At 69.7% G+C, this 26,215-nt stretch carries 21 protein-coding genes and 5 tRNA genes; 10 read left to right on the top strand and 16 right to left on the bottom strand.

Features of this window, described 5'->3' with window-relative positions:
- The first annotated feature begins 24 nt into the window (after window positions 1-24).
- Window positions 25-1,176 (top strand): sensor histidine kinase, encoded by a 1,152-nt coding sequence (locus RNB18_RS48005; protein ID WP_311720478.1) that lies wholly within the window; start codon window positions 25-27, stop codon window positions 1,174-1,176.
- The gene (locus RNB18_RS48000) at window positions 1,164-1,814 is read left to right on the top strand and encodes a response regulator transcription factor (RefSeq protein ID WP_311720477.1); all 651 of its coding nucleotides are present in this window, start codon (window positions 1,164-1,166) and stop codon (window positions 1,812-1,814) included. The genes RNB18_RS48005 and RNB18_RS48000 overlap by 13 nt, the downstream gene beginning before the upstream one ends.
- Window positions 1,815-1,817: 3 nt before the next feature.
- On the opposite strand, the gene RNB18_RS47995 is transcribed toward RNB18_RS48000, so the two are convergent.
- Both RNB18_RS47995 and RNB18_RS47990 read right to left on the bottom strand, forming a co-directional pair.
- Complete coding sequence (locus tag RNB18_RS47995) at window positions 1,818-2,453, bottom strand: GTP cyclohydrolase II (RefSeq protein WP_266562846.1); 636 nt, start codon at window positions 2,451-2,453, stop codon at window positions 1,818-1,820.
- A 124-nt stretch (window positions 2,454-2,577) separates the two neighbouring features.
- The gene (locus RNB18_RS47990; RefSeq protein WP_057609375.1) at window positions 2,578-3,087 is read right to left on the bottom strand and encodes a MarR family winged helix-turn-helix transcriptional regulator; all 510 of its coding nucleotides are present in this window, start codon (window positions 3,085-3,087) and stop codon (window positions 2,578-2,580) included.
- 70 nt (window positions 3,088-3,157) lie between these two features.
- Here RNB18_RS47990 and RNB18_RS47985 point away from each other — a divergent pair, with 70 nt between their 5' ends.
- Entirely contained in the window at window positions 3,158-4,285 is a 1,128-nt protein-coding gene (locus tag RNB18_RS47985) for a dihydrofolate reductase family protein (RefSeq protein WP_311720476.1), read from the top strand.
- An 18-nt stretch (window positions 4,286-4,303) separates the two neighbouring features.
- On the opposite strand, the gene RNB18_RS47980 is transcribed toward RNB18_RS47985, so the two are convergent.
- From RNB18_RS47980 to RNB18_RS47925, 12 genes are all read right to left on the bottom strand, one after another.
- Window positions 4,304-5,611 carry a hypothetical protein gene (locus RNB18_RS47980; RefSeq protein WP_311720475.1) on the bottom strand — a complete coding sequence of 436 codons (1,308 nt, stop codon included), beginning with the start codon at window positions 5,609-5,611 and terminating at the stop codon, window positions 4,304-4,306.
- Between the two features lie 102 nt (window positions 5,612-5,713).
- On the bottom strand, window positions 5,714-5,917 hold the full coding sequence (locus RNB18_RS47975) for a cold-shock protein (RefSeq protein ID WP_057609368.1): 204 nt from the start codon (window positions 5,915-5,917) through the stop codon (window positions 5,714-5,716).
- 145 nt (window positions 5,918-6,062) lie between these two features.
- Window positions 6,063-6,404 (bottom strand): SCO5918 family protein, encoded by a 342-nt coding sequence (locus RNB18_RS47970; RefSeq protein ID WP_311720474.1) that lies wholly within the window; start codon window positions 6,402-6,404, stop codon window positions 6,063-6,065.
- A gap of 57 nt (window positions 6,405-6,461) precedes the next feature.
- On the bottom strand, window positions 6,462-6,761 hold the full coding sequence (locus tag RNB18_RS47965; protein ID WP_394817786.1) for a CBS domain-containing protein: 300 nt from the start codon (window positions 6,759-6,761) through the stop codon (window positions 6,462-6,464).
- 46 nt (window positions 6,762-6,807) lie between these two features.
- Entirely contained in the window at window positions 6,808-8,286 is a 1,479-nt protein-coding gene (locus RNB18_RS47960) for a DEAD/DEAH box helicase (protein ID WP_311720473.1), read from the bottom strand.
- A 217-nt stretch (window positions 8,287-8,503) separates the two neighbouring features.
- Complete coding sequence (locus RNB18_RS47955) at window positions 8,504-8,707, bottom strand: cold-shock protein (RefSeq protein WP_023586116.1); 204 nt, start codon at window positions 8,705-8,707, stop codon at window positions 8,504-8,506.
- 286 nt (window positions 8,708-8,993) lie between these two features.
- Window positions 8,994-9,066, bottom strand: a tRNA-Lys gene (locus tag RNB18_RS47950).
- Between the two features lie 98 nt (window positions 9,067-9,164).
- Window positions 9,165-10,700: an amino acid permease gene (locus tag RNB18_RS47945; protein ID WP_311720472.1), complete on the bottom strand. Its 1,536-nt coding sequence runs from the start codon at window positions 10,698-10,700 to the stop codon at window positions 9,165-9,167.
- Window positions 10,701-10,763: 63 nt separating this feature from the next.
- Window positions 10,764-13,868 (bottom strand): FG-GAP repeat domain-containing protein, encoded by a 3,105-nt coding sequence (locus RNB18_RS47940; protein ID WP_311720471.1) that lies wholly within the window; start codon window positions 13,866-13,868, stop codon window positions 10,764-10,766.
- 208 nt (window positions 13,869-14,076) lie between these two features.
- Window positions 14,077-16,221, bottom strand: a complete 2,145-nt coding sequence (locus tag RNB18_RS47935) for a DEAD/DEAH box helicase (RefSeq protein WP_311720470.1) — start codon at window positions 16,219-16,221, stop codon at window positions 14,077-14,079.
- A 239-nt stretch (window positions 16,222-16,460) separates the two neighbouring features.
- Window positions 16,461-16,973 (bottom strand): hypothetical protein, encoded by a 513-nt coding sequence (locus RNB18_RS47930; RefSeq protein ID WP_311720469.1) that lies wholly within the window; start codon window positions 16,971-16,973, stop codon window positions 16,461-16,463.
- A 90-nt stretch (window positions 16,974-17,063) separates the two neighbouring features.
- Window positions 17,064-17,414: a metallopeptidase family protein gene (locus tag RNB18_RS47925; RefSeq protein WP_280858677.1), complete on the bottom strand. Its 351-nt coding sequence runs from the start codon at window positions 17,412-17,414 to the stop codon at window positions 17,064-17,066.
- 85 nt (window positions 17,415-17,499) lie between these two features.
- Between RNB18_RS47925 and RNB18_RS47920 the strand changes: the two genes are divergently transcribed.
- The 7 genes from RNB18_RS47920 to RNB18_RS47890 all read left to right on the top strand — a co-directional run bounded on the left by RNB18_RS47920 (window position 17,500) and on the right by RNB18_RS47890 (window position 24,097).
- On the top strand, window positions 17,500-19,071 hold the full coding sequence (locus tag RNB18_RS47920; protein WP_311720468.1) for a metallophosphoesterase family protein: 1,572 nt from the start codon (window positions 17,500-17,502) through the stop codon (window positions 19,069-19,071).
- 80 nt (window positions 19,072-19,151) lie between these two features.
- Window positions 19,152-19,224: transfer RNA gene (locus RNB18_RS47915), tRNA-Glu, on the top strand.
- A gap of 38 nt (window positions 19,225-19,262) precedes the next feature.
- Window positions 19,263-19,337, top strand: a tRNA-Asp gene (locus RNB18_RS47910).
- 24 nt (window positions 19,338-19,361) lie between these two features.
- Window positions 19,362-19,435, top strand: a tRNA-Phe gene (locus RNB18_RS47905).
- A 113-nt stretch (window positions 19,436-19,548) separates the two neighbouring features.
- Window positions 19,549-23,523, top strand: coding sequence for an ATP-dependent RNA helicase HrpA (gene hrpA, locus RNB18_RS47900; protein WP_311720467.1), 3,975 nt, complete (start codon window positions 19,549-19,551; stop codon window positions 23,521-23,523).
- Window positions 23,524-23,617: 94 nt separating this feature from the next.
- Window positions 23,618-23,692: transfer RNA gene (locus RNB18_RS47895), tRNA-Asp, on the top strand.
- A 213-nt stretch (window positions 23,693-23,905) separates the two neighbouring features.
- Entirely contained in the window at window positions 23,906-24,097 is a 192-nt protein-coding gene (locus tag RNB18_RS47890; RefSeq protein ID WP_311720466.1) for a DUF6274 family protein, read from the top strand.
- Between the two features lie 442 nt (window positions 24,098-24,539).
- Here RNB18_RS47890 and bldC read toward each other — a convergent pair whose 3' ends face one another.
- Both bldC and RNB18_RS47880 read right to left on the bottom strand, forming a co-directional pair.
- Entirely contained in the window at window positions 24,540-24,746 is a 207-nt protein-coding gene (gene bldC / locus RNB18_RS47885; protein WP_003949541.1) for a developmental transcriptional regulator BldC, read from the bottom strand.
- A gap of 513 nt (window positions 24,747-25,259) precedes the next feature.
- On the bottom strand, window positions 25,260-26,102 hold the full coding sequence (locus tag RNB18_RS47880) for a hypothetical protein (RefSeq protein ID WP_311720465.1): 843 nt from the start codon (window positions 26,100-26,102) through the stop codon (window positions 25,260-25,262).
- Window positions 26,103-26,215: the final 113 nt, after the last annotated feature.

Genomic DNA, 26,215 nt, shown 5'->3' with positions numbered 1-26,215 from the left:
GCTCGATCATCTAGCGTGAGCCGCATGTGGAAGTCGGTGCAGCGTGCGGCGATGGCGACGGTGCACCTCGTGGTGGCCGCGGCGATGTGCTTCGGCGTGTACATCTTCATCACCGTGCTGCTGATCGCCGCCATCGGGACGGTCGCCGTGGTCGGCTGCTGGCTGCTGCCCGAGGCCGTGCTGCTGATACGGCGGATCGCCGGCGCCAAGCGCAACCTGACCGCCCTGTGGACGGGCAGGGAGATCCCCGAGGCGTACCCGCCGATGACCGGCACGCTCCGCGAGCAGCTGCGGATTTCCGTGCAGGACCCCGGCACGCTCAGGGACTTGCGCTGGATGGTCGCCTATTACCTCTACGGCGCCCTCCTCGCCCTCGCCCTCCCGCTGTGGCCCCTCGGCCTGGTGGTCGACGGTGTGTGGGCCGGGGCCCTGCGCCGCAGCCCGGTCGTCCTGCCGCTGATCGTGAAGCTCGCGGACACCGAGGCCCGTTGGTCGACCGCGCTGCTCATGCCCTCCCCGAAGGCCAGGCTGGCCCGGCGGGTCGAGGAGCTGAAGGAGACCCGGGCCGACGCCATCGCCGCACACGAGGCCGAACTGCGCCGCATCGAGCGGGACCTGCACGACGGTGCCCAGGCCAACCTCGTTGCGCTCTCGATGCGGATCGGACTCGCCAAGCGGGCCTACGACCGTGACCCCGACGCCGCCCGCAGACTGCTGGACGACGCCCAGGACCAGGCCGAACAGGCGCTGACGGAGCTGCGGCAGGTGGTGCGCGGCATCCATCCGCCGATCCTCACCGACCGGGGTCTCGTCGGTGCGGTGCGGGCCCTGGCGTCGAGCAGCGGGCTCACGGTCGGCGTCGAGGACGGCGGTCTGGAGGCGGGCACCCGGGCGCCCGCGGCGGTGGAGGCCGCGGCCTACTTCGTGGTCGCCGAGTCCCTCACCAATGTGGCCAAGTACAGCGGGGCGGACCGTGCCGAGGTCCGGCTCGCCCGTACCCGGCGCGGCCTGACCGTGCGGGTGCGGGACGAGGGCCGGGGCGGCGCCGACGAGTCCGCGGGTTCAGGGCTGCTCGGGATGCGGCGCAGGGTCGCCGCGCTCGACGGGACCTTCGAAGTGACCAGCCCCGCCGGGGGCCCGACCGTGATCGATGTGGAGCTGCCGTGCGTGTGGTGATCGCCGAGGACAACGCCCTCCTGAGAGAGGGGCTCGTCCTCCTGCTGACGTCCTCCGGGCACGAGGTGGTGGCCGTCGTCGGCACCGGTCCGGAGATCCTGCCCGCTGTGCTGGAGCACCGGCCGGACGTGGCGGTGCTCGACGTGCGCATGCCGCCCGGCTTCCGCGACGAGGGGCTGCGGGCCGCCCTCGAGGCGCGGGAGCGGATCCCCGGACTCCCTGTGCTGGTGCTCTCGCAGTACGTCGAGGAGTCGTACGCCGCCGAACTGCTGGGCGGTGGCAGCAGCGGGGTCGGCTATCTCCTGAAGGACCGGGTCGGCCGGGTCGACGAGTTCCTCGACGCGCTGGAGCGGGTCGCGGCCGGCGGCACCGCGCTCGACCCCGAGGTCGTCACCGAACTCCTCACCCGCCGCCGCGACACCCCCCTCGACTCCCTCACCCCGCGCGAGCGCGAGGTGCTGAAGCTCATGGCCGAGGGCCACGACAACACCACCATCGCGAAGGCCCTCGTCGTCACCGAGCGCTCGGTCAGCAAGCACATCGGCAACGTCTTCCTCAAGCTGGGCCTGCCGCCGAGCGACAGCGGCCACCGGCGGGTGCTGGCAGTACTGGCGTATCTGGCGCACACGCCCAAGTGACGCTCACCCGACGCCGAGCTCGGTCAACTCCCCCAGCGGCAGCGTGTGCTGGGTCTGCAGGACCTTCGCGCGCAGGTACCGGACGTTGTGGGCGGTGGTGAAGACGCCGGTGGGGACCCGGTCGCGGACGTCGATGCCGAGGTCGCGCAACTGGCCCGCCTTGTCGGGGTTGTTGGAGAGCAGGTCGAGCTCGCCGATGCCCAGGGCCCGGAGCATCTGCGCGGCCGCCGTGTAGTCGCGGGCATCCTCGGGCAGGCCCAGCGCGGTGTTCGCGGCGTAGGTGTCGAGGCCCTGGTCCTGAAGGGCGTACGCGTCGAGCTTGTTGTAGAGGCCGATGCCGCGGCCCTCCTGGCGGAGGTAGAGCAGGACGCCGCCGCGCTCGGCGATGCGCTCGACCGCCTCGCGCAGCTGCGGGCCGCAGTCGCAGCGGGCGGAGCCGAAGACGTCGCCGGTGAGGCACTCGGAGTGCAGGCGCACCAGGGGGACGGGGCCCGGGTCGCCGAGGACGACGGCGAGGTGCTCCTGGCCGTCGGTCAGGCCGTGGAAGGTGACGAGCTCGGCGTCTACGCGGTAGCCGTCCCCGAAGCGCAGCGGGACGCGGACGCGGGAGCGCTGGGTGGCGGCGGGCAGGTCGGGCATGCGGGTACTCCGGTTCGTAGGCATACCTGCTTCAGATTTGAAGCAGTTCTACTGATCCGAGACCCTACCCCATGCTTTAAATTTGAAGCAATGGATTTATGGCGCTCGTCACGCGGGGCGTTCCCTACGAGCAGGACGGGGACGAGCGCCGGCGCCAGGGGACCTCCTCGGAGCCGCCGCCGTCACCCAGGAGCCCTTCGGTGACGCTCGTGAAGATCTCCTCCAGCTGCCCCACCTGCTCGGGGGTGAGCCGGTCGAAGAGCGCGGCACGGACCGTCTCCACATGCCCGGGCGCCGCCCGCTCCAGCACCGTCATACCCTCGTCCGTGAGGACCGCGACGCTGCCGCGCTTGTCCCACTGGCAGCTCTCGCGCCGGACCAGCCCGTCCTTCTCCAGCCGGGCGACGGCGTACGTCAGCCGGGGCCGGGTGATCTTCAGCCCCTCGGCGAGCTCGGTCATCCGAAGCCGTCGCTCCGGTACCTCGGAGAGGGTGGCCAGGATGGAGTAGTACACGTGCGGCATGCCGGCCTCCTGTTGGAGCTGCCGGTCGATGGTGTCCTCCAGGAGGAACGCGGCCGCGATGTACGCGCGCCAGGCGCGTTGCTCGTCGGGGCTGAGCCAGCGGGTCGTCATGTCCCCAGTGTAGGTTTGCTTCAAACTTTAACCAAGCCCCGCCATCCGTATGCGAGAGGGACAGCCCCCGATGCCCCACCCCTACGTCCTCCTCTCCGCCGCGGTATCCCTCGACGGATACCTCGACGACACCGGCCCCGACCGCCTCCTGCTGTCCAGCCCGGCCGACTTCGACCGCGTCGACGAGGTCCGCGCCTCCGTGGACGCCATCCTCATCGGCGCGGGCACGATCCGCGCCGACAACCCCCGCCTGCTGGTGAACTCCGAGGCACGCCGCGCGGCCCGGGTCGCCGCCGGGAAGCCGCCGTACCCCCTGAAGGTCACGGTCAGCGGCTCGGGAGACCTGGACCCGTCCGCGAACTTCTGGCACACGGGCGGCGAGAAGCTCGTCTGTACGACGGACAAGGGCGCGGAGCGCGCCCGCTCCCTCGGTCTCGCGGCCGACGTGGTCTCTCTCGGCCCCGAACTGGACTGGCACCGCCTGCTGGAGCACCTGCACGAGGAGCGCGGCGTGGACCGCCTGATGGTGGAAGGCGGCGGCCGGGTCCACACCCAGCTCCTCCAGCAGGGCCTGGCGGACGAGCTGCAGCTGGTCCTCGCCCCCCTCTTCGTGGGCACCCCGGACGCCCCCCGCCTCTTCGGCCCGGGCACCTACCAGTCGGGCCGCCTCCGCCTGGTGGAGTCCCGCCGGATCGAGGACGTGGTCCTCATGCGCTACGAACCCACCGCCCCCGGTACGGGCCTGCACCCGTCCCCCGCGGACCGCCACTGGCTCTCCCTGGCCTGCGAGCTGGCGACCCGGTGCCCGCCCTCACGGACGGCGTTCAGCGTGGGCGCGGTGGTGGTGGCCGCCGACGGCACGGAGCTGGCCCGCGGCCACTCCAGGGAGGCCGGCGATCCGGTGGTCCACGCCGAGGAGGCGGCCCTGGCGAAGATCGATCCGGCCGACCCCCGCCTGGCCACGGCCACGGTGTACACGAGCCTGGAACCCTGCACCCGGCGGGCTTCCCGGCCCTTCCCCTGCGCCCGGCTGATCCTGGACGCGGGGGTCCGCCGGGTGGTGACGGCGTGGCGGGAGCCGGACACGTTCGTGGCGGGAGCCGACGGCACGGGGTTGCTCACGGGGGCGGGCGTGGACGTGGTGGTGCTGGGCGAGTACGAGGGCCGCGCGAAGGCACCCAACCACCACCTGCTGTGAACCCGCGCCCCGCCGCTGTCAGCCGATGGCGTACGCCCGGTACACCGTCTCCACCGAACGGTCCCCGGCGGCGTCGGTCACCTCGGAGCGCAGGGCGACCGCACCGGACGCCGGGTTGTGGACGGACGCCTGCCAGGTCGAGCCGGAGTGCTTGACGGTCGCCGCCCTCCAGGTCTTGCCGCCGTCGGCGGACGACCAGACCCGCACGGACTTGGCGGTCACCGCGGTGAACTTCACATCCGGGCCCTGGGAACCGCGCCCGGCTCTCACGTCGACCGTGGTGGTGCTGTTCGCCGTGGCCTGGTTGTGGCTGTTCAGACCGGTCGGCAGGAAGCGGGTCATGAAGACCGGCGCGACCATCGCCTTGTTCGGGTCGGCCTTGAAATGCCAGTCGAGGGTGGCACGCGACGACAGCATGCCGGCGGGGAAGGTGATGCCGGGGCGGTAGCGATGGGCGTCGACGGACAGGTCGTACCAGCCGACCGAGTGGATGCCCGCGGAGAACTCGGCGTCGCCGGTACCCCAGTTGGTCAGGGTCTGCTTCTTGACGGTGGTGCTTCCCTTGGACAGGACCACCGTCTCCTTCGTCGGGTCGGCCCCGTAGACCCCGACGTCGGGATCGCCGATCAGGCCGCCCGGGAGGAACGTGACGGACTTCTCCTCGACCATCGGCAGGTAGTGCATCGGGCTCCACGCGGCCCGGCCGAAGGACTGGGTGAAGCTCTGTCCCGCCTTCAGCGTCCTGACCTTCGGGAAACCGACGCCGACGCTGTCGCCGTTGCTCGCGACGAGGTCGTCGCGCGGCTGCCAGGTCCCCGGAGTCACATGGACGGTGGCGCTGTACGGCGCGCTGTCGTCGCGGACCTCGGCCATCAGGTCGGACGTGCAGTTGTCGGTCCTGGGCATCGCCTGGAGCGCGGTGTCGTTCTGCCGGGCCGGGTTGCTGACGGTGGCGGCGCACACCTGCGCGCTGATCCGCGGCGGGCCGGTCACGTCGGCGGGCGTGTCGAGGGACACCTTGACGGCCTTGCCCTTGCGCGCGTCGAGCGTCACCGACGTGCTGCCCGACACCTGGACGACCCGCGCGCCGATGGTGTCGGTGCCCAGCCCCTCCGTGCCGTGCTCCCAGATGTCGGTCATCGCGAGGTAGCGCCCCGCGGGCAGGCTGATCCGCTTGCCCGACGTGACGCGGTACGTCTGTCCGGACGGCACGGCGACGACGGTGACCGTCGTCGAGACCTTGGCGCCGTGCCGCCCCAGCGTGGTGACGGCCAGTGAGCCCGACGCCGCCTGCGCGGAAACGGCGGAAGCGACCAGCGGTACCAAGCGAGGAGATACGTCTGATCAAGCTGTGACCAAGAAACGTCACGGAAAAAACGTCGGGGCCGCACGGCGTGCGCCGCGCGGCCCCGAACGTCACGAGAGAGGTCAGGCAGGGGTGATGTTCTCCGCCTGCGGGCCCTTCTGACCCTGAACGACGTCGAACGTCACGGTCTGGCCCTCCTGGAGCTCACGGAAGCCCGAGGAGTTGATCGCGGAGTAGTGCGCGAAGACGTCCGGACCGCCGCCGTCCTGGGCGATGAAGCCGAAGCCCTTCTCCGCGTTGAACCACTTCACAGTTCCCGAAGCCATAGTCATGCCTTCCAGTCGATGAACGCCCTCCCCCTGTGGGGAAGACGGAGGTGATCGCCCTGGTCCCTGCGGCACAGCACAGCAAAGCGCCCACACCTAAGGCGTGGGCAAGGGGAACTCCGAACCACGACAGCTGGCACAGACGCTACCGGTCCGCACCCGCCGCCACCATAGGAAACTCCCGCGTCGTTTCGCTGCCGAGCATTGCGGAAGCCCGCTGCAACGCGCTTTCGCCGTGCGCCGGTGCGGCCGCGGGAACGGCGCGGCAGGTGAAGCCGAGCTGGGACATGGCCCGAAGGACCTCGCCGGCACTGAAATCGCGGCGGTCCTGACGGGTGATGACCTGGCCCACCTGCTTGAGGGGATAGTGGCGCCGTCCGATGATCACGGACTCGCCGGTGACCGGTTCGGGCTTGACACCCTTCATCGATTCCAGCACGCCGGTCTTGGTCAGGTCGAACGGGAAACGGGCGATGACACAGCGCATGATGCCTCACAGGGAGAAGGGGAGACAGGGGGATGGGACCGGCCGTCGTGCAGCGGTTCAGTGGAAAAGGGCGAGGAGCCCGTTGCCGTCTGTGACCTCGCGCAGGCGGATTCGGTCCGTGTAGCCGAGGCTGTCGCGAACGGCGGTGAGCTGGGCCCGGGTGACCAGGCCGACGCGCTGGCCGTCCTCGTCGCAGACGACCAGGCGGCCCGTACGGGCGGCCGCCATCACGGACAGCGCCACCTCAACGGTCATGTCCCCCCAGACCCGTGGTCCGGCCACGGCCCTGGTGTCGGCCGGCGTGCCGTGCCCGGGGTGGGCGCTCACGGGGCGGGTCTGCGTCTGGACCAGCGTCAAAGAGTGCCTCCTGCGAAGATGGGCCGGTTTCCTGATCACGAGGGTGCTAGGCCGCCGCGCCGACGGCGGACTGCCGTACGGACACACGGCGGGCCGCCGAGGCGGGACGGCGTCGACCGCGTGAGGTGGCACCGCGCTTCTTGGGACGCTCGACCACCGGGGCGGTGATGACGACCGGGATGCCGGACGGGGCCTGGGCGCCGGTGATGCGGTGCAGGGCCTCGTCACCGACGCGGACCTGGGTGGTCAGCGGGACGATGCCGGCCGCCGCCATGAGGCGGGTCATCTCGCGGCGCTGGTTCGGGGTGACCAGGGTGACGACACTGCCGGACTCGCCGGCCCGGGCCGTACGGCCGCCACGGTGGAGGTAGTCCTTGTGGTCGGTCGGCGGATCGACGTTGACGACCAGGTCGAGGTTGTCGACGTGGATGCCGCGCGCCGCGACGTTGGTCGCCACCAGCACGTTGACGTGCCCGGACTTGAACTGCGTCAGCGTGCGGGTGCGCTGCGGCTGCGACTTGCCGCCGTGCAGGGCCGCGGCCCGCACCCCGCTGTTCAGGAGGTGCTCGGTGAGGCGGTCGACGGCGTGCTTGGTGTCGAGAAACATGAGCACGCGGCCGTCGCGGGCGGCGATCTCGGTGGTGGCCGTGTGCTTGTCGGCGCCGTGGACGTGCAGCACGTGGTGTTCCATCGTCGTGACCGCGCCCGCCGAGGGATCGACGGAGTGCACGACGGGGTCGCTGAGGTAGCGGCGCACGAGCAGGTCGACGTTGCGGTCGAGGGTGGCGGAGAACAGCATGCGCTGGCCCTCGGGGCGTACTTGGTCGAGCAGGGCGGTGACCTGCGGCATGAAGCCCATGTCGGCCATCTGGTCGGCCTCGTCGAGGACCGTGATGGAGACCTGGTTCAGGCGGCAGTCGCCGCGGTCGATGAGGTCCTTGAGGCGTCCCGGGGTGGCGACGACGACCTCGGCGCCCCCGCGCAGGGCGCTCGCCTGCCGGCCGATCGACATCCCGCCCACGACCGTGGCGAGCCGCAGCCTCAGGGAGCGGGCGTACGGGGTGAGTGCGTCGGTGACCTGCTGCGCCAGCTCACGCGTCGGTACGAGGATCAACCCGAGCGGCTGCCTGGCCTCGGCGCGCCGACCGGCCGTACGGGCCAGCAGCGCCAGCCCGAAGGCGAGGGTCTTGCCGGAGCCGGTGCGGCCGCGGCCGAGGACATCGCGGCCGGCCAGGGAGTTCGGCAGGGTCGCCGCCTGGATCGGGAACGGTACGGTCACGCCCTCCGAGCGGAGCGCGGCCAGCAGTTCTTCGGGCATGTCGAGATCGGCGAAGCCCTCCACGGCGGGCAGCGCGGGGGTGACGGACTTGGGAAGGGCGAACTCCCCCTGTACCGCGGCGGGTCGGCGGCCCTGACCACCGGACCGGCGCGGGGACGGCGAACCGAACCGGCTGCCACCCCTTCCGGAGTCGGCGCTGCCGTTACGGGTGCGGGCGAAGCGGTCGTTCGTGCGTGTGCGGTTCATGCGGAACCTTCCTCGATTGCGGCACATATCAAGGAATTCCCGCAGCGATGAGCAGCACGGTGAATTGCAAGAAAAGGCCGGTGGAACGCGACAGCGAATCTCGCCGACGGAAAATTCGTACGGGCACGGGAAAACACTGCGGGAAACGCCGGAAATGCGAGCAGCTGGGGCCCGCACCCCGAAGGATGCGGGCCCCAGCTGCAAGTGCGTGTGCGCGTCAGGCGGGAACGATGTTCTCGGCCGTCGGGCCCTTCTGGCCCTGCGCGATGTCGAAGGTCACCTTCTGGCCTTCGAGCAGCTCCCGGAAGCCTTGGGCGGCGATGTTCGAGTAGTGGGCGAACACGTCAGCGCCGCCACCGTCCTGCTCGATGAAGCCGAAGCCCTTTTCCGCGTTGAACCATTTCACAGTACCGGCAGCCATGTCATATCTCCTTTGCCGAGATCGACAGTAGCACGCCGCAACGGTCTGTGTGCGGTAAGAAGTTCCACTCTGCTTTTTACGTCAGAGAATCTGTCCGCGTGTTCGGTTGAAATCTCATCTCACGGGCACAGCTATTGAATAATTCGGAGCCGGCTCCGCCACGCTCAGCCGCCCGACGGCGGACCCGCTCCCACACAGGCCCGGGAACGACGCAGCGCCCGAACCGACCGAAGCCGACCCGAGCGCTGCGCGGCAGGCCGGAGGGGACACCTCCGCCCACCACCGGTAGGCCCTGTGGGACTCGAACCCACAACCAATGGATTAAAAGTCCACTGCTCTGCCAATTGAGCTAAGGGCCCAGGCGATGTTGCCTCCCCGAGCATAGCGGGACGTGGCCGTGTCTCCGATCGGGTATCGGGGACACGGCCACGTCGGGGCGTCGGAACGGGGTGGAAGGTCAGGGATCTACCGGTTCGGGGGCGTTCGCGCGAGCGGCCTCGCGGGCCCTGGTGCGTTCGTGATCGGGGTTCAGGAACCAGTGGCGGGCCGAGGCCACCCACCAGGTCCAGGCGAAGCCGACGACGACCAGGACGGCGACCGGAGCGTAGTTGAAGGTCTCCCAGGTGACCGGGGAGACCTGCGGAAGCATGAACAGCACCGTGATGACGGCGACCCACGCCACCGAGACCATGCCGATCGCACGCGACCAGCGGCCCAGGTGCCACGGCCCACGGTCGAAGGCGTCACCCTTGCGCAGCCGCAGCAACGTCGGGATGACGTAGGCGATGTAGAGGCCGATGACGGCGATGGACGTCACCGCCGCGTACGCGGTCACATTGATCAGGTACGGCAGACCCAGCACCAGCGCTCCGCCCGCCGCCAGCCACACCGCCGCCACCGGGGTCCGGGTGCGGGGGCTCACCGTGTGCCACACGTGCGAGAACGGCAGCGCGCCGTCCCGCGAGAAGGCGTAGATCATGCGGCTGTTGGCGGTCACCGAGGCCATCCCGCAGAACAACTGGGCGCCGATGACGACCAGGAGCAGGAGTTTGCCGGCCGTGGCGCCGAGCGCGTCGAGGAGGATCTGGGCCGGCGGCGCGCCCGTCGGCGAAGACAACGCCCCGTCGTAGGACTGGATCGCGAACGTGAAGCCCAGCAACAGGACGAAGCCCGCTATCCACGACGTCCAGATCGACTGGACGATGCCCTTCGGGCCGGCCGTCGACGCGTCGTGGGTCTCCTCGGTCATGTGGGCCGAGGCGTCGTAGCCGGTGAAGGTGTACTGCGCCATCAGGAGGCCGAGCAGGACCACGTAGAAGCCGCTGCCCCAGCCCGTGTTGTTCACGAACTCGCCGAAGACGAAGGACGCCGACTGGTGGTGGTCGGGGGCGAAGGTGAGGGCTCCGACGATCACCGCAACGCCGACCACGTGCCACCACACGCTCACGCTGTTCAGCAGGGCCACGATCCGTACGCCGAAGGTGTTCAGCAGGCCGTGCAGGATCAGGATCGCGGCGAACAGCAGCACGGTCCGGCCGGGCGTCACCTCGAAGTCGAACTGCAGGTTCAGATAGGCCCCGAGGAAGGACGCGGCGCCGAAGTCGATGCCCGCCGTCACCGCCACCTGACCGAGCACGTTGAACCAGCCCGTGAACCACGCCCAGGCGGCCGCGGTCCGGGGCGGCGCCAGGCGGTGGGCCCAGAAGTACAGGCCCGCGGACGTCGGGTACGCCGAACAGATCTCGGCCATCGACAGGCCGACGAACAGGGTCATCAGGCCTACGGCGACCCAGCCCCAGGTGATCACGGCCGGACCGCCCGTGTTCATCCCGAAGAGATAGAGGGTCAGGCAGCCCGAGAGGACCGAGATGATCGTGAAGGAGACCGCGTAGTTGGAGAACGCCGACATGCGGCGGGCCAGGACCTGCGTGTAGCCGAGCTGGGCAAGCCGTTCTTCGTCAGAGAGCCCACTCGCTATGCCGTCATCTGTCATGCCCCCAGCGATTCCCATCCCGGGGGCGTGACACACGTCACAACTTGGCCGAGAAGTGCCTCTCTAGAAAAGGCCCTTGTAGCCCTGCCAGCCGCTCGCGATCTTCACCCGCGCCCCGAACGACCCCTTGCCGTCCCCGTTGTTGCGCCAGACGTTCCCGCCACTGTCCCGGGAGACCAGGTCGGCCTTGCCGTCCCCGGTGATGTCACCGACGCCGACGATCACGTTGTAGGAGCCGCCCCAGTTCGTGAACAGCTTCACCCGCGCCGAGAACGTGCCGTTGCCCTTGCCGTAGTACCGGTACAAGTTGTTCGACCTGTCCTGGGCGAGCAGATCGCCGATGCCGTCGCCGTTGAGGTCCCCGGCGCCCACGACCTTCTTGTACGTCTTCCAGTTGTCGTACAGCTTCACGCGCGCGGAGAGCTTGCCCGTGCTCGTCCCCTTGTAGAGGTACACGGCCCCGGTGGAGGTGTTCCGCGCGATCAGGTCCGGGCGGCCGTCCTTGGTCACGTCACCGGGCGCGGTCAGCACGTCGTACTGGTTCCAGCCGGATGTGCCCAGCGAGGTGTACGGCGTCGACGACTTCAGCGCGGCACCGCACCCCGGCTTGTAGGCGCGCAGGGCGCCGCTGCTCAGCCGCACCAGGACGTCGTTGCACCGGTCCCCGCTGAGGTCCCCGAACGGCACCGCCTTGACCGAGGTCGCCCAGCCGCCGCCGCTCACCTTCCCGGAGAACGTGCCCTTGCCGTTGCTCTGCTGGAAGGTCAGCGCGCCGGAGGAGTTGAGGGTGAGGAGCTCACCGAAGCCGTCGTCGCCCACGTGGTCGCGACGGACCGCCGTGCCTTTCACCAGCTTGACCGTGCCGGTCACCGTCAGCGGGGCGCCGACGCCGTCCGCCGGGGTGACGGTGACGGTCCAGTCGTAGGAACCGTTCGGCAGGTACGCGTCCCCGGTCCCCTTGGGGTCGAGACCGCTCCAGCCGACGTTCAGCTCACCCCGCGCGGCCGTGCCGTCCACAGGGTCGCCGTAGACCTTGCCGGTCGCGCGGTTGCGCACGGTGACGTCCCAGCCGGAGGTCGGCTTCGACAGCAGCAGGGTGGTCAGGGTGTCGGGGATCGTGTCGTACGTGTGTGCCTCGACGGACGACGCCTTGGTGACCGGGGCGAGCAGCCGCAGCGGCTGCTGCGGCACGCCGGACGGCACGAGGTGCACCTGCTCCTGCTCGTCGACGTAGGCCGCGTTCGCGCCGGACTCGTCGACGGTCCAGCGCACGTCCCGCTGCGAGGTCCCGGTGTCGGGCAGATCACCGATGACCCGGCTCGCGGCCGTGCCTTCGGCGAACGTCGTCAGCGTCAGCTTCCCGGCCCGCTTGTCGTGCGTGACGACGAACCCGTCGCCGAGCTTGGCCTCACCCGTCGGTACGGCCACGGACTTCTTCGCCGTACGGTCGTAGACACCGGCCTTGTCCCCGCACGTCCAGTACAGGTAGCGGCCGAGCGCCTGGAGCTCGGTGGGCACACAGCCGGCGTCCGTCGTCACCGTCTCGACGGTCTTCTTCGTCGTCAGGTTGTACGCCGTGACCTCGCCGGCGTTCGCCCCGGCCGTCCAGAGGATCTCGCCGTCGAGGGCGGCGGCGCCCGGGGCGCGGGTGACCTTGGGACCGGCGCTGTCGCCGAGCTTGAGGACGATCTGCTGGGTCGCGGTCGTGTGGATCACGTACTGGCCGGAGACGTCGGTGATCCGCCCGCCGGCCGGGACGTAGTGCTCCGAGAAGTCGTACGCCTCGGGCCCATTGGCCGTGATCCGGTCATTGGTGCCGTTGTCCCGCATCAGCCAGACCACACGATTGTCGGCCGTGCCGAACACGGCACAGCCGCCCTCCGCGGCCGGGCAGGAGTGGAGCAGCGACTCGGTGCCGTCGTAGTCGGAACGCGCCCCGTAGGTGGGCGCCCCCGTGGCGGCGACGGTCCGCAGGTAGACGCCCCGGGTGCTGCTCCAGCTGTCGTCGGCGACCAGCAGCCGCCCCTGCTCCAGTGCCAGACCCTGGATCTTGTACGGCGGCTTCGGCAGCGCCTTGACCATGCTCACCACGGGCTTGCCGTCCGCGTCGGGATGGATGCGCTGAATGCCCCAGTCGTCGGCGCCGGTGCGGCCCACGGCAACGGCGTCACCGTCCGCCGAGGCGGAGACTTCGCCATTGGAGGAGGCGAGCAGGGTGACCGGGGCGCCGCCCGCGATCGGTACGGCGGTCACCTTGTTGCCGCCGGCCGGGCTGTGGACGAGCCAGTCGCCCACCACGGAGAGCTCGTCGGCGGGGTCCACGAAGTCGGCGCCGTCCAGAGCCACCTCGACGGGCGGTGCCGAGAGGTCGGCGCGGGAGTAGACGTACGCCTTCGAGGCGGAGTTGCCCGCGTACTGGACCAGGTAATCGGGCGACAGAACAGTGGAGTTGCCGCCGGACAGCGCCGGGGTCCAGCTCTGGACCCGGCCGGTCTCGGGGTCGACGAGCACCGACCGGATGCTGCCGTCGAGGGACGCACGGAAGACGATGCCGGAGGCGTCGCCCCGCATCGGCGCCCCGATCTGCATGCCCGAGGGCAGGCCGGTGATCGTCAGGTCCCGGGTACCGCCATCGGGTCCCGGGCTCAGCAGATGCCTGACCTTGGTGGTGATCCCGTCCTCGCCGGTGACGTTCTCGTAGGCGACGACCGTGCTGCCGTACACACCGGCGTACACACCGGCGTATCCCGTGGGCACCTGGATCGTGCGGGTCGTGCCGTCGGCGGCGTCGAACAGCTCGACGCGGCCGTCCTGGTAGCGGCGCGCCAGGACGTCGGTGCCGGTGCCGTTGTCGATCGCCAGGCCGCTGCCGGCCGCCGGCACTGCGACGGACGTACCGTCCGCGTACCGCGTCCACAGCAGTCCCGAGCGGCCCTCCATACGGTGGAAGACGCCCTGGCCGCCCGCGCCTTCGCCCCCGTAGGTGGTGTCGGAGTAGGAGACGGTCGCGACGGTGTACGCGTCCCGGAACGTCGCCGGTACCACCGTCTCCTGCGCGGTGTCCGCGACGGCGGACGACGGCAGCAGCGGGCTCAGTCCTGCCGCCAGTACGGCGGAAGCGGCGACGAGGCGTAGACGTACGGCGGCATGACGAGCCAAGGAAGACACTCCCCTAAGAAGGAGACGGATGGCCCACCGGTGCGCGGTGTCCCTGGCCCCCCGGCCATCACACCCGTCTCATAAGTGGGCTGATCTTACCTTCTCTTCACCTTGACGGAGAGCCCTTTCTGTCGGGGTCCACACGGGGTGACACGACAAACGCCGTGGCCCCCCGTCAGGTACGACGGGGGGCCACGGCGTTCACTTCTCAGAGGCGTCAGCCGTTGCGCTTCCAGCGCGGCTTGTCGTCGCGGCGGCCGAAGGAGGAGCCGGCCGGGCGGTCGTCACGACGGCTGTGCGGGCGGTCGTGGCCGCCGGAGCGGAAACCTCCGCCGGTGGGGCGATCGCCCTGACGGTCACGGTTGAAGGGACGGTCGCTGCCCCGGTGGGTGGACGGACGCTCGTCACGACGGTCACGGTTGAAGCCGCCACCCGAGGGACGGTCGTCACGGCGGAAGCCGCCCGAGGGACGCTCGTCACGACGGTCACGGTTGAAGCCGCCGCCGGTGGGGCGGTCGCCCTGACGGTCACGGTTGAAACCGCCCGAGGGACGGTCGTCACGGCGGAAGCCGCCCGAGGGACGCTCGTCACGACGGTCACGGTTGAAACCACCGCCGGTGGGGCGGTCGTCACGGCGGTCGCGGTTGAAGCCGCCACCCGAGGGACGGTCGTCACGACGCTCGAAGGAACGGCCACCACGGTCGTCCCGACGGTCGTCACGGCGGAACCCGCCCCGCTCGCCGTCCCGGCGGTCGCGGTTGAAGCCGCCACGGTCGTCACGACGCTCGAAGGAACGGCCACCACGGTCGTCCCGACGGTCGTCACGACGCTCGTAGTTGCCCCGCTCGTCACGGCGCTGACGCGGCTGCTCGTACGCGGGACGCTCGGCGGACTGCTCGGCGACCACGGCCTCAGCAGCCGCCTCCACGGCCTCGGCCACCACGGCCTGCGCCTCGGCGACCGCCGTCTCCGGGTCCTCACCGCGCTCGCGGGCGGCCCGGGCGACCAGGCGGTCGGCCTCCTCGCGCAGTTCGGTCGCGCGCCGCTGCGCCCGCTCCAGCTCCTTGGTGAGCTGGGCGACCTCGCGCTCGGCCTGCTGAGCCGCGTTGGCCGCGGACTCGGACTGGACCTCGGTCATCGAACGGGCGCCGGTGATCTCGGCGACCTCGGGCTCGAAGGCCGTACCGGAGTTGATGATGTGACGCCCGGCGTCGACGCCCGCGTCCTCCATCAGCCGGAAGATCTGCCGGCGCTGGTGCGGCAGCGACAGGGACACGACCGTGCCGGTGCGGCCCGCGCGAGCGGTACGCCCTGCACGGTGCAGGTAGTCCTTGTGGTCACCGGCGGGGTCGACGTTCAGGACGAGGTCGATGCCGTCGACGTGGATGCCACGGGCGGCGACGTCGGTCGCGACGAGCGCGTTGACGTAGCCCTTCTTGAAGTCCTCCAGCACCCGGGTGCGCGCGCCCTGCGTCATACCGCCGTGCAGCGCGTCGGCCTTCACACCGGAGTCGCACAGCTGCTCGGCGATGCGGTCGGCGCCCAGCTGGGTGCGGACGAAGATGATGGTGCGGCCCTTGCGGGAGGCGATGGCCGCGGTGACCGGCGCCTTGTCCTTGGGCTTCACGATCAGGATGTGGTGCGACATGGTCGTGACGTTGCCCTGGGCGCTGTCGACCTCGTGCGTGACCGGGTTGCTCAGGTAGCGCTTGACCAGCGTGGAGATCTCGTTCTCCATCGTGGCCGAGAACAGCATCCGCTGGCCGCCGGCCGGGACCTGGTCGAGCAGCTCGGTGACCTCGGGCAGGAAGCCCAGGTCGGACATCTGGTCGGCCTCGTCGATGACGGCGACCTCGATGTCCTGCAGGGAGCAGGCGCCGCGGTTGATGAGGTCACGCAGCCGGCCCGGAGTGGCGACGAGCACGTCGACACCGCGCTCCAGGGCGTAGATCTGGTTGCTCATGGACGTACCGCCGCAGACGACCTTCATCTTCAGGCCCAGGACGTCGCCGTAGGGCTGCAGCGCGTCCGCGACCTGCATCGCGAGCTCACGCGTCGGGGTGAGGATGACGGCGCGCGGCCGGTGCTTCTCGGTGCGGCCGCCGGAGAGGCGGGCCAGGGTCGGCAGACCGAAGGAGAGGGTCTTGCCGGAGCCGGTGCGGCCACGGCCGAGGATGTCCTTGCCGGCCAGGGCGTCCGGGATGGTCGCGGCCTGGATCGGGAAGGGGGTGGTCACGCCGTTCTGGGCGAGCTTGCGCACAACGCCCTCGGGGAGACCGAGGTCCGCGAAGGTGACCTCGACAGTCTCCTCCGTGCCCTCGTTCTCGGGCACGACGACGTGATCAGTACTGGAAATGGACATGCGTATGCGAAACCTTCCGGAGTCTCGTCGGCACGCGCCCGTCAACTCCGTGATTCGCAATACGACCGCCTCTATGCGGTCAGCCACGGCAAGGGAGAGAACGCGCCACACGGCGCTCTTCTGCTTTGGCGCCGGGCAAATGATCAAACGATCTATAACCATACGCACCCATCGCCCCCGAAGGCAAACCGATCCCCTCGTATGTATCCGAGGTCACTCGGGGCCTTTTAAGGGGTCCGTCACACCGGCGACCCGGCGGTGGGCGCCGGCTCCCGCCCGCTCAGTTGCGGGCCCGTCTCCGGCTGCGCCGACGACGACGGTTCGGCGGGCGGCGGCGACGGCGTGGGCGACGCGGGCGGCTCGCTGGACGGCGGCGGCTCCGGATCGGGCGTATGTGTGGGTGCCGGGTCGCTCCTCGTCGCCGACGGCACCGGCTGGGCCGACGTCCCCGGCTTCGCCCCCGCGGAGGCCGACGCACGCGCCGAGGCCGACGCCGACGGGGACGCCGGCTCCTCCCCGCCCTTCCCCTTGTGCTTGCCGCGCTTGCCGTCCGGGCCCGCCCCGCCGAGCCCCACGGAACCGCCCGAGCCCGCGGATCCCCCGTCCGGCGCCTCATCGCCCCGCTCACCGGCGGAGTGCGACGGCTTCGCGCTGTCGTCTCCGCCGTCCCCGCCCACGCTCATGCAGCCCGCGGCGGCGGCGACGGCCATGACCGTGGTGGCCAGACGGACGGGTACGTACAAGGGGCGCACGAGCAGCCACCTCCGAGGGCGGTCGTCAAAAAGTCAACCTGCCCAACTCCCGCCGCCCACAAGAGGACACGCGCCCCGTTCGAAACGGACTCAGCCGTACCCGAGCGCGTGCAGCCGCGCGTCGTCGATCCCGAAGTGATGGGCGATCTCGTGCACGACCGTCACCTCGGTCTCCGCGACGACGTCCTCCCGGGAATCGCACATCCGCAGCGTCGGCCCCCGGTAGATCGTGATGCGGTCCGGCAGCACGCCGGCGTACCACTCGCCCCGGTCGGTCAGCGGAGTGCCCTCGTACAGCCCGAGCAGCTCGGGATCGTCCGTCGGCGGTTCGTCCTCGACGAACACCGCGACGTTGTCCATCAGCCGCGTCAACTCCGGCGGAATCCGGTCCAGGGCCTCGGCGACCAGTTCCTCGAACTCCTCGCGCGTCATCTCCAGCACACGCCCATTCTCCGGTACGACTCATCCGTACGAGAGTCATGAGCACGCCCGCATATCCACGAGCGGACTTGGGCATACGGGACCAATGGCCCGCGTCCCCGCCGCAGTCCTGAACGCCCGGAGCATCCTGAACGTCCTACGCAAGCCCCCGCGAGCCCTCGCCCGCCAGTACGGCAGGCGTCGATCCCACCCGTCCGTCGAGCTCGTCCACCAGCCGCACCCCTGGACCCGCGCCCTCGGCCTGGTCACCGTCGTCCTTCTGGGCGCATGGCTCGGTCTGCTGATCGTCGGCAACGTCCGGGTCCCGGTCGGCCCCATGAACACGACGATGACCCTGCGCCCGTCCCTCTCCGGCGGCACGAAGATCAACGTGTCCCCGCTCGGCGCGCTCCAGCTGGACAGCCACCATGCGCCCGTCCGCCTCGACGTCAACGTCGACCAGCTCGACCCGGAACGCTCCCAGGCCCTCGTCGACCACCCCGAGCGCCTCTCCGGCCTCCAGGACGAGGTCGCGACGGACGTCGAGCACGGCACCCTCGACCTGGCCGTCCGCTCCGTCGTCGCCGTGGTGTCGGGCGCCACGGCCCTCGGCCTCGCCGTCTACCGCCGACCGCGCCGGGCCCTCGCGGCCGGCGGCCTCGCCCTGACCCTCCTGGCGGCCTGCGGCGGCACGGCGTACGCCACCTGGAACCCGGAATCCGTCCTGGAGCCGAAGTTCTCGGGACTGCTCTCCTCCGCCCCTTCCCTGGTGGGCAACGCGCGCAGCATCGTCACCGAATTCGACGTCTACCAGAAGGAGTTGGCCCGCCTGGTGACGAACGTGACGAAGCTCTACGACGTCACGTCCACTCTCCCCGCCTACCAGCCGGACCCCACCACCATCCGGGTCCTGCACGTCTCCGACATCCATCTGAACCCCGCGAGCTGGAAGATCATCGCCTCGCTGGTGGAGCAGTACAAGGTCAACGTGATCGTCGACTCCGGCGACACCATGGACCACGGCACGGCGGCGGAGAACGGCTTCCTGGACCCGATCCCCGACCTCGGCGCGCCCTACGTCTGGGTCCGCGGCAACCACGACTCCCTCACCACCCAGCGCTACATGGAGGGCCTGAAGCGGGTCCACGTCCTGGACAACGGCAAGGCGGAGACGATCGCCGGACTGCGGTTCGCGGGCATGGGCGACCCCCAGTTCACTCCCGACCGCTCCACGAATCCCGGTGCCGACGAGTCCCAGGAGGCGGCGGGCGACCGCCTGGCCGCGGCTCTGCGCGAGCAGCGGGCCGCGGGCACCCCGGTCGACCTCGCGATCGCCCACGAGCCCTCGGCGGCCCGCGAGGTCGACGGCGAGGTCCCGATGATCCTGTCGGGCCATCTCCACCACCAGGAGATGGAGGTCATGAAGAAGGGCACGCGGCTGCGGGTGGAGGGCTCCACGGGCGGCAGCGGGCTACGGGCCGTCGAGGGCAAGTACCCCGACCCCATCGAGGCATCGATCCTCTACATGGACCGCGACACCCGCCGTCTGCAGGCCTGGGACGAGATCAAACTCGGCGGCCTCGGGCTCACGACGGCGGAGGTCAGCCGCCATCTCCCGGAGGACAACCAGCCGGGAGCGACACCCTCGCCCACCGGCTCACCCACGGGCACCCCCTAAACGGTTTTGGCGATACCTCCCGGCATCCCATATGCTTCTCACGTCCCCGACGCGCTGAGAAGCGCCCAGGCGGGCCGATAGCCCTCATCGTCTAGCGGCCTAGGACGCCGCCCTTTCAAGGCGGTAGCACGGGTTCGAATCCCGTTGGGGGCACGCATCACCGTGTGCGACACTGTTCGTGCACAACGCTTGGTCCTGTGGAGCAGTTTGGAGTGCTCGCCACCCTGTCAAGGTGGAGGCCGCGGGTTCAAATCCCGTCAGGACCGCTGAGGTTTCTCCGGAAGCCTCGCGGCTGGGTAGCTCAGTTGGTACGAGCGACCGCCTGAAAAGCGGTAGGTCGCCGGTTCGACCCCGGCCCCAGCCACAGCACAGACCCCGATCTCCGGATCGGGGTCTTGTTGTATGTGTCGTGACAGACCGGGCGCGGGACAAAACCGTTCGCCAGTAATTTCCCGGGGATGAGATCCTGGATCGCGTATGTCTACGCACCCTGCCCCCGCCCCCGGCTCCCCCGCCCTCGGGGATCTCGCCGCCCGCCTGACCGAGCTGTCCCTGCGCGACGCGCACCGGCTCGGGCGCAGGCTCGAAGGCGCGCGCAAAATCCGCAAGCCGGAGGCGCGGGCCGCCGTGCTGTCCGAGATCGAGGCGGAGGTCGGCAAGGGCGAGGAGCGCGTGCGTGCGCGCCATGCGCGCGTGCCCGCCGTGTCCTATCCCGAGCAGCTCCCGGTCAGCCAGAAGAAGGACGACATCGCGGCCGCCATCCGTGATCACCAGGTCGTGATCGTCGCCGGTGAGACGGGCTCCGGCAAGACCACCCAGATCCCGAAGATCTGCTTGGAGCTCGGCCGGGGCGTGAAGGGCATGATCGGGCACACCCAGCCCCGTCGTATCGCCGCCCGCACGGTCGCCGAGCGGGTCGCCGAGGAGTTGGACACCCCGCTCGGTGAGGCCGTCGGCTGGAAGGTGCGGTTCACCGACCAGGTGAACCAGGACGCGACCTTCGTGAAGCTGATGACGGACGGCATCCTGCTCGCCGAGATCCAGACCGACCGCGAGCTGCGCGCCTACGACACGATCATCATCGACGAGGCCCACGAGCGGTCCCTCAACATCGACTTCCTGCTCGGGTATCTGGCCCAGCTGCTGCCGAAGCGCCCCGACCTCAAGGTCGTCATCACGTCGGCGACCATCGACCCCGAGCGGTTCTCCCGGCACTTCGGCGACGCCCCGATCGTCGAGGTCAGCGGGCGTACGTATCCCGTGGAGGTGCGGTACCGCCCGCTCCTCGAAGAGGCTGAGTCTGATTCTGGGGGCGACGACTCCGACCGCGACCAGATCACCGCGATCTGCGACGCCGTCGAGGAACTCCAGGGCGAGGGCAAGGGCGACATCCTCGTCTTCCTCTCCGGCGAGCGGGAGATCCGCGACACCGCGGACGCCCTGGTGAAGAAGAACTACCGCTTCACCGAGGTCCTGCCTCTGTACGCCCGCCTCTCGCACGCCGAGCAGCACCGTGTGTTCCAGCAGCACACCGGGCGCAGGATCGTTCTGGCGACGAACGTCGCCGAGACCTCCCTCACCGTCCCGGGCATCAAGTACGTCATCGACCCCGGCTTCGCCCGGATCAGCCGCTACAGCCACCGCACCAAGGTCCAGCGGCTGCCCATCGAGCCGGTCTCGCAGGCCAGCGCCAACCAGCGCAAGGGCCGCTGCGGCCGTACGTCGGACGGCATCTGCATCCGCCTGTACAGCGAAGAGGACTTCACCGGCAGGCCGGAGTTCACGGACGCCGAGATCCTGCGGACGAACCTCGCCTCCGTCATCCTCCAGATGACCGCGGCCGGCCTCGGCGACATCGAGAAGTTCCCGTTCATCGACCCGCCGGACCACCGCAACATCCGCGACGGCGTGCAGCTGCTGCAGGAGCTCAACGCCCTTGATCCGGCGCAGAAGGACGCGCGCAAGCGGCTCACCGACACCGGCCGCAAGCTCGCCCAGCTGCCCGTCGACCCCCGCCTGGCCCGTATGGTCCTGGAGGCCGACAAGAACGGCTGTGTGCGCGAGGTCATGGTCATAGCGGCCGCGCTCTCCATCCAGGACCCGCGTGAGCGCCCGGCCGACAAGCAGACCCAGGCCGACCAGCAGCACGCCCGCTTCAAGGACGAGACCAGCGACTTCCTCGCCTACCTCAACCTGTGGCGCTATGTCCGCGAGCAGCAGAAGGAGCGCGGCTCGTCGTCCTTCCGCCGGATGTGCAAGCAGGAGTACCTGAACTTCCTGCGCATCCGTGAGTGGCAGGACATCTACTCCCAACTGCGCACGGTCGCCAAGCAGATGGGCATCCATCTCAACGAGGACGACGCGCCCGACCAGAGCGTCCACGTCTCGCTCCTCGCCGGTCTGCTCTCGCACATCGGCATGAAGGACGTGAAGGACGGCAACAAGAACGAGTATCTCGGCGCCCGGAGCGCCAAGTTCGCGATCTTCCCGGGCTCGGCGCTCTTCAAGAAGCAGCCGCGGTTCGTCATGTCGGCGGAGCTGGTGGAGACCTCACGTCTCTGGGCGCGCGTCAACGCGAAGGTCGAGCCGGAGTGGGTCGAGCCGCTCGCCGAGCACCTGTTGAAGCGGACGTACTCCGAACCGCACTGGGAGAAGGACCAGGCCGCGGTGATGGCGTACGAGAAGGTCACGCTGTACGGCGTGCCGATCGTCGCCCAGCGGAAGGTGAACTACGGCCGTATCGACCCGGAGTCGAGCCGTGAGCTCTTCATCCGCAACGCCCTCGTCGAGGGTGACTGGCGCACCCACCACAAGTTCTTCGCCGACAACCGCAAACTCCTCAGCGAGGTCGAGGAGTTGGAGCACCGGGCGCGGCGCCGGGACATCGTGGTCGACGACGACACGCTGTTCGACTTCTACGACCAGCGGGTGCCCGAACACGTGGTGTCCGGGGCGCACTTCGACTCGTGGTGGAAGCGGAAGCGGCACGAGCAGGAGGACTACCTCGACTTCGAGCGCGCGATGCTCATCCGGGAGTCGGCGGAGGCGGTCACGAAGGCCGACTACCCCGACTCGTGGCGGCAGGGACCTCTGAAGTTCCGGGTGACGTACCAGTTCGAGCCGGGCGCGGACGCGGACGGTGTGACGGTCCACATCCCGCTCCAGGTCCTGAACCAGGTGACGGACGACGGCTTCGACTGGCAGATCCCGGGTCTGAGGCAGGAGTTGGTGACGGAGCTGATCCGTTCCCTGCCCAAGCCGATCCGCCGCAACTACGTACCGGCGCCGAACTTCGCCCAGCGCTTCCTGGATACGGCCGTCCCCCTCCAGGAGCCTTTGACGGTCACGATGGCCCGCGAACTGAAGCGCATGGTCGGCGTTCCGTTCGACGCGGAGGACTTCGACTGGACGCGGGTCCCGGAGCATCTGCGGATCACCTTCCGGATCGTCGACGAGCGGCGCCGGAATCTGGCCGAGGACAAGGATCTGGAGGCGTTGCGGCTGAAGCTCAGGCCGAAGGCGCGCCAGGCCCTGTCCCAGGCGGCGGCCGCGACCGCGTCCCGCGAGGGCGGTGAGTCCCTGGAGCGCAAGGGCCTGACGGACTGGACGATCGGCTCCCTCACGCGGGTCTTCGAGACCCGTCGCGCGGGCCAGCCGGTGAAGGCGTACCCGGCGCTGGTGGACGACGGCGACACCGTCTCGGTCCGGCTCTTCGACACGGAGGCGGAGCAGGCCGAGGCGATGTGGAAGGGCACGCGGCGGCTGATCGTGCGCAACATCCCGGTGAGCCCGGCGAAGTTCGCGTCCGAGAAGCTGACGAACCCCCAGAAGCTCGCCCTGTCGTCGAATCCGCACGGTTCGATCCAGGCGCTGTTCGACGACTGCGCGACCGCTGCGGCGGACAAGCTGATCGGGGACTTCGGGGGGCCGGCGTGGGACGAGGAGTCGTACCGGAAGCTGTACGACAAGGTGCGCGCCGAGATCGTCGACACCACGGTCCGTACGGTCGGGCAGGTGCAGCAGGTGCTCGCCGCCTGGCAGGCCTGTGAGCGGCGCCTGAAGGCCGTACGGAGCCCGGCGCTGCTGGCGAACCTGGCGGACGTACGGGCGCAGCTGGACGCTCTGGTGAAGCCGGGGTTCGTGACGGCGACGGGGTTGCGCCGGCTGCCCGACCTGATGCGGTATCTGGTCGCGGCGGACCGCCGTCTCCAGCAGATGCCGACGAACGTCCAGCGGGACACGACCCGTATGGAGAAGGTCCACGAGATGCAGGACGAGTACGCCTGGCTCCTGGAACAGCTTCCGCAGGGCCGGCCGGTGCCTCAGCAGGTTCTGGACGTCCGCTGGATGATCGAGGAGCTGCGGGTCAGCTATTTCGCCCACGCGCTCGGCACGGCGTACCCGATCTCCGACAAGCGGATCGTGAAGACGATCGACACGCTGGCACCGTGACGGCTCCCGCACACAGGGTGAGTTCGACCAGGACCTCCCTGCTCATGTACAGTCCTTCTCGCAGCGCAACGCAGCAGTAAGCGCCGCAAAACCTGGTCCTGTGGAGCAGTTTGGAGTGCTCGCCACCCTGTCAAGGTGGAGGCCGCGGGTTCAAATCCCGTCAGGACCGCAGTTGGAGTGGAAGTCAGGCCCGCAACCCGGGAACGGGGAGCGGGCCTTCTTCGTGTGTGTACACCGGGTCCAGGCCATCTCAGACCGTCCGACGCTTCAGGACGAGGCCGTTTGTGAGGCGCCGACGGCGTCCACGCCATCTTGACGGCGTCGCATCGCACCGGTACCCAGAAACCAGGCCCCCGTTCCCAGCGGAGCCCGGAGGTGGCGTATGGCGGCAACGGCCAGGCACGAGACGCGGGCACTGTTGCGCGCACACCTGGCGGCTGCGTCGTCGTACCGGCATCTGACCCGCCACTGCCCGATCTGCCACCGCCTGTTGCGGTTGGCGATGGACTCCGCCCCACGGACCGTGCCGGCCCCGGGCGAGGCCGTCGAGGGCGAAAGCCCCTCCACGGCGTGACTGTCGACCCGTCCCAACCCCCGCCCCACCGAGGGGAGTCCGGGGACGCGTGTCTCCTTTAGCGCACAGGAGCCGGGGGCAACAAGGACTCTGGCATGTGACGGGAGTCACCGCATGAGTTTTTGAAACCGTGGAACTTACCCCTCTCCTACAACAGGTCAATTTAATATGTGCAATTGCACTCCTGTTCGCACACCCACCAGGGGCCCCTCACAGGAGATCCGACACCCCTCCCCAGACTCCGACAAGCCCGCTCACAGGGCCGCCGGCCACCCACCCTCCACGCACAAAAAAGATCGCGCTGGACTCGGCGGAGTCCAGCGCGATCGACGACGAGGTTCAGAATGGGCCCTGTTGGGGCAGGACCCGCGTCGCTTGGAGCCAGGGTTCGGGCGGCGCGGCCAACTGGGGGGCCAGCCGGTTTGCCCGGTTATTCAGTTGTTCAGGCCTCGCTGCGCTGCTGCGGGATGCCCGCGAGCAGAGCGCGGACCTCGGCCTCGCGGTAACGGCGGTGCCCGCCGAGCGTACGGATCGACGTGAGCTTGCCGGCCTTCGCCCACCGCGTGACCGTCTTCGGGTCCACGCGGAACATCGTGGCGACCTCAGCCGGGGTCAGCAGCGGCTCGGCATCAGGGGTGCGAGCGGTCATGAGCGGCCTCCTCGGGAGAACCGATCGTTCTCGGTTCTTTCCTCTAAATTCTGCACCTTGACCCGCGTTGCCCGAAATGGCGGATGCGGGTCGAGTCGGTTATAGGACGAACGGCTTGTCCTCGGCACTACAACTACACCATCCGTCCAGCCGCGTCGGCCAAACCGATGGAATTGCCCCCCAGGTGTTCATCGGCGACGGAAGCCGATGGACCATGCCATAGCGGACAGTCACGCCACTGTGACGATCAGTCACAGGGCGATCAGGAGTCACCAGACCCCCCAAAGCGGAACCTCCCCCGGGCCCCTTGTCCTATTTTGGCATGAGGAGGGGCAAGAGATGCAAGAGCCGGGTACGTGCGGTCCGTCACGCTTGACACTCCGTGAGGTGTACGCCCGGATCGGGACCTACGTCCCTTGTCGGTGAGACTTCAGGGGAAGCTGACACCTTGAGCGAGGACGAAACCCCAAAACGGGCGTCAGGTCAAACGTCAGTTCGTGACATGGCGCACATTCAGTTCGCCGAGCGCCGGTCCCTGATGCCCCGCCAGCGCTCCACGAGCCGCCCGTAGGCCTCGCCCGCCGCGGCCCCGTCGCCGTGCCTCAGCGCCTCGATGCCCTCGGCCACGTCCGCCGCCGAGTGGTCGTCCTCCAGCTCGCCGGGCGGCAGCACATGCACCAGACCGCCGTAGTCGAGCTCGACCAGTGAGCGCGGGTGGAACTCCTCCAGCCAGCGCCCCACGTCGATCAGACCGTCGATGAGCGGTCCCTCGTCGATGGCGTCCTTGAGGGCCCGCAGAGCCCGCGCCACGCGCCGCCGGGCCTGCACCATGGGCGTGCGGTAGCGCAGCATCGGCGGGATCTCGCCGGAACCCTTGTCGAAGCGCCGCTCCTCGTCGGAGACGAGCACGAACCAGTTCAGCGGCACCTGCCAGGTCGCGGTGCGGATCCAGGGCCGGGCGTCCGGGTTCCGGGCGAGCCAGCGCTCGTAGTCCTGGGCGCTCTGGCGGCGTACGACCTCGGGCAGCACCGCGTCCAGGACCGGCCCCGGCAGCTCCTCCCCGAGCTCCTCCAGGGCCAGCCAGCCACGCAGCCGGGTGCGCCACGGGCACACGCACACCACGCCGTCCACGTCGAGCACGAAGGCGTCGCTGCTCTCGTGCACCGGCACCGGGACCGGCGGGATGGGCAGCAGGTCGGCCAGGGAGCGACGCAGTTCGTCCTGGTACGACGGACGGTCCGGGCGGCGGGCGTAACGGGCCCAGTGACTGCGCTCGGGCTCGGGGAAGGCGGCCAGCGGTTCGTACACGCGCAGATAGGTCGCGTACGGGACGATCACCGAGGACACCTTGGGCACGCCTGCTCTCTCCCCCGCCGCCTGCCGGGAAAACCTGCGAAACCCGCACACAAACGTGCGGGAAAACTATGCAAATCGTCGCACGCCCGTCCCCCGGGAGGAGGTGATCCTGA

Source organism: Streptomyces doebereineriae, assembly GCF_031845645.1.
GTDB classification, from domain to species: domain Bacteria; phylum Actinomycetota; class Actinomycetes; order Streptomycetales; family Streptomycetaceae; genus Streptomyces; species Streptomyces canus.
Note: the sequence above shows the minus strand (reverse complement) of the source record. Positions and strands in the feature narration are given on the sequence as shown.

Excerpts from the sequence above, each read along its gene's own strand:
- RNB18_RS47990 (WP_057609375.1), bottom strand. The coding sequence starts at position 3,087 with ATGACGACCCGCTGGCTCAGCCCCGACGAGCAACGCGCCTGGCGCGCG.
- RNB18_RS48005 (WP_311720478.1), top strand. The coding sequence starts at position 25 with ATGTGGAAGTCGGTGCAGCGTGCGGCGATGGCGACGGTGCACCTCGTG.
- RNB18_RS47975 (WP_057609368.1), bottom strand. The coding sequence starts at position 5,917 with ATGGCTTCGGGAACTGTGAAGTGGTTCAACGCGGAGAAGGGCTTCGGC.
- RNB18_RS47945 (WP_311720472.1), bottom strand. The coding sequence starts at position 10,700 with ATGACAGATGACGGCATAGCGAGTGGGCTCTCTGACGAAGAACGGCTT.
- RNB18_RS47995 (WP_266562846.1), bottom strand. The coding sequence starts at position 2,453 with ATGCCCGACCTGCCCGCCGCCACCCAGCGCTCCCGCGTCCGCGTCCCG.
- RNB18_RS47935 (WP_311720470.1), bottom strand. The coding sequence starts at position 16,221 with ATGTCCATTTCCAGTACTGATCACGTCGTCGTGCCCGAGAACGAGGGC.
- RNB18_RS47985 (WP_311720476.1), top strand. The coding sequence starts at position 3,158 with ATGCCCCACCCCTACGTCCTCCTCTCCGCCGCGGTATCCCTCGACGGA.
- RNB18_RS47920 (WP_311720468.1), top strand. The coding sequence starts at position 17,500 with ATGGCCCGCGTCCCCGCCGCAGTCCTGAACGCCCGGAGCATCCTGAAC.
- bldC (WP_003949541.1), bottom strand. The coding sequence starts at position 24,746 with ATGACCGCTCGCACCCCTGATGCCGAGCCGCTGCTGACCCCGGCTGAG.
- RNB18_RS47970 (WP_311720474.1), bottom strand. The coding sequence starts at position 6,404 with ATGCGCTGTGTCATCGCCCGTTTCCCGTTCGACCTGACCAAGACCGGC.
- hrpA (WP_311720467.1), top strand. The coding sequence starts at position 19,549 with ATGTCTACGCACCCTGCCCCCGCCCCCGGCTCCCCCGCCCTCGGGGAT.
- RNB18_RS47955 (WP_023586116.1), bottom strand. The coding sequence starts at position 8,707 with ATGGCTGCCGGTACTGTGAAATGGTTCAACGCGGAAAAGGGCTTCGGC.
- RNB18_RS47960 (WP_311720473.1), bottom strand. The coding sequence starts at position 8,286 with ATGAACCGCACACGCACGAACGACCGCTTCGCCCGCACCCGTAACGGC.
- RNB18_RS47890 (WP_311720466.1), top strand. The coding sequence starts at position 23,906 with ATGGCGGCAACGGCCAGGCACGAGACGCGGGCACTGTTGCGCGCACAC.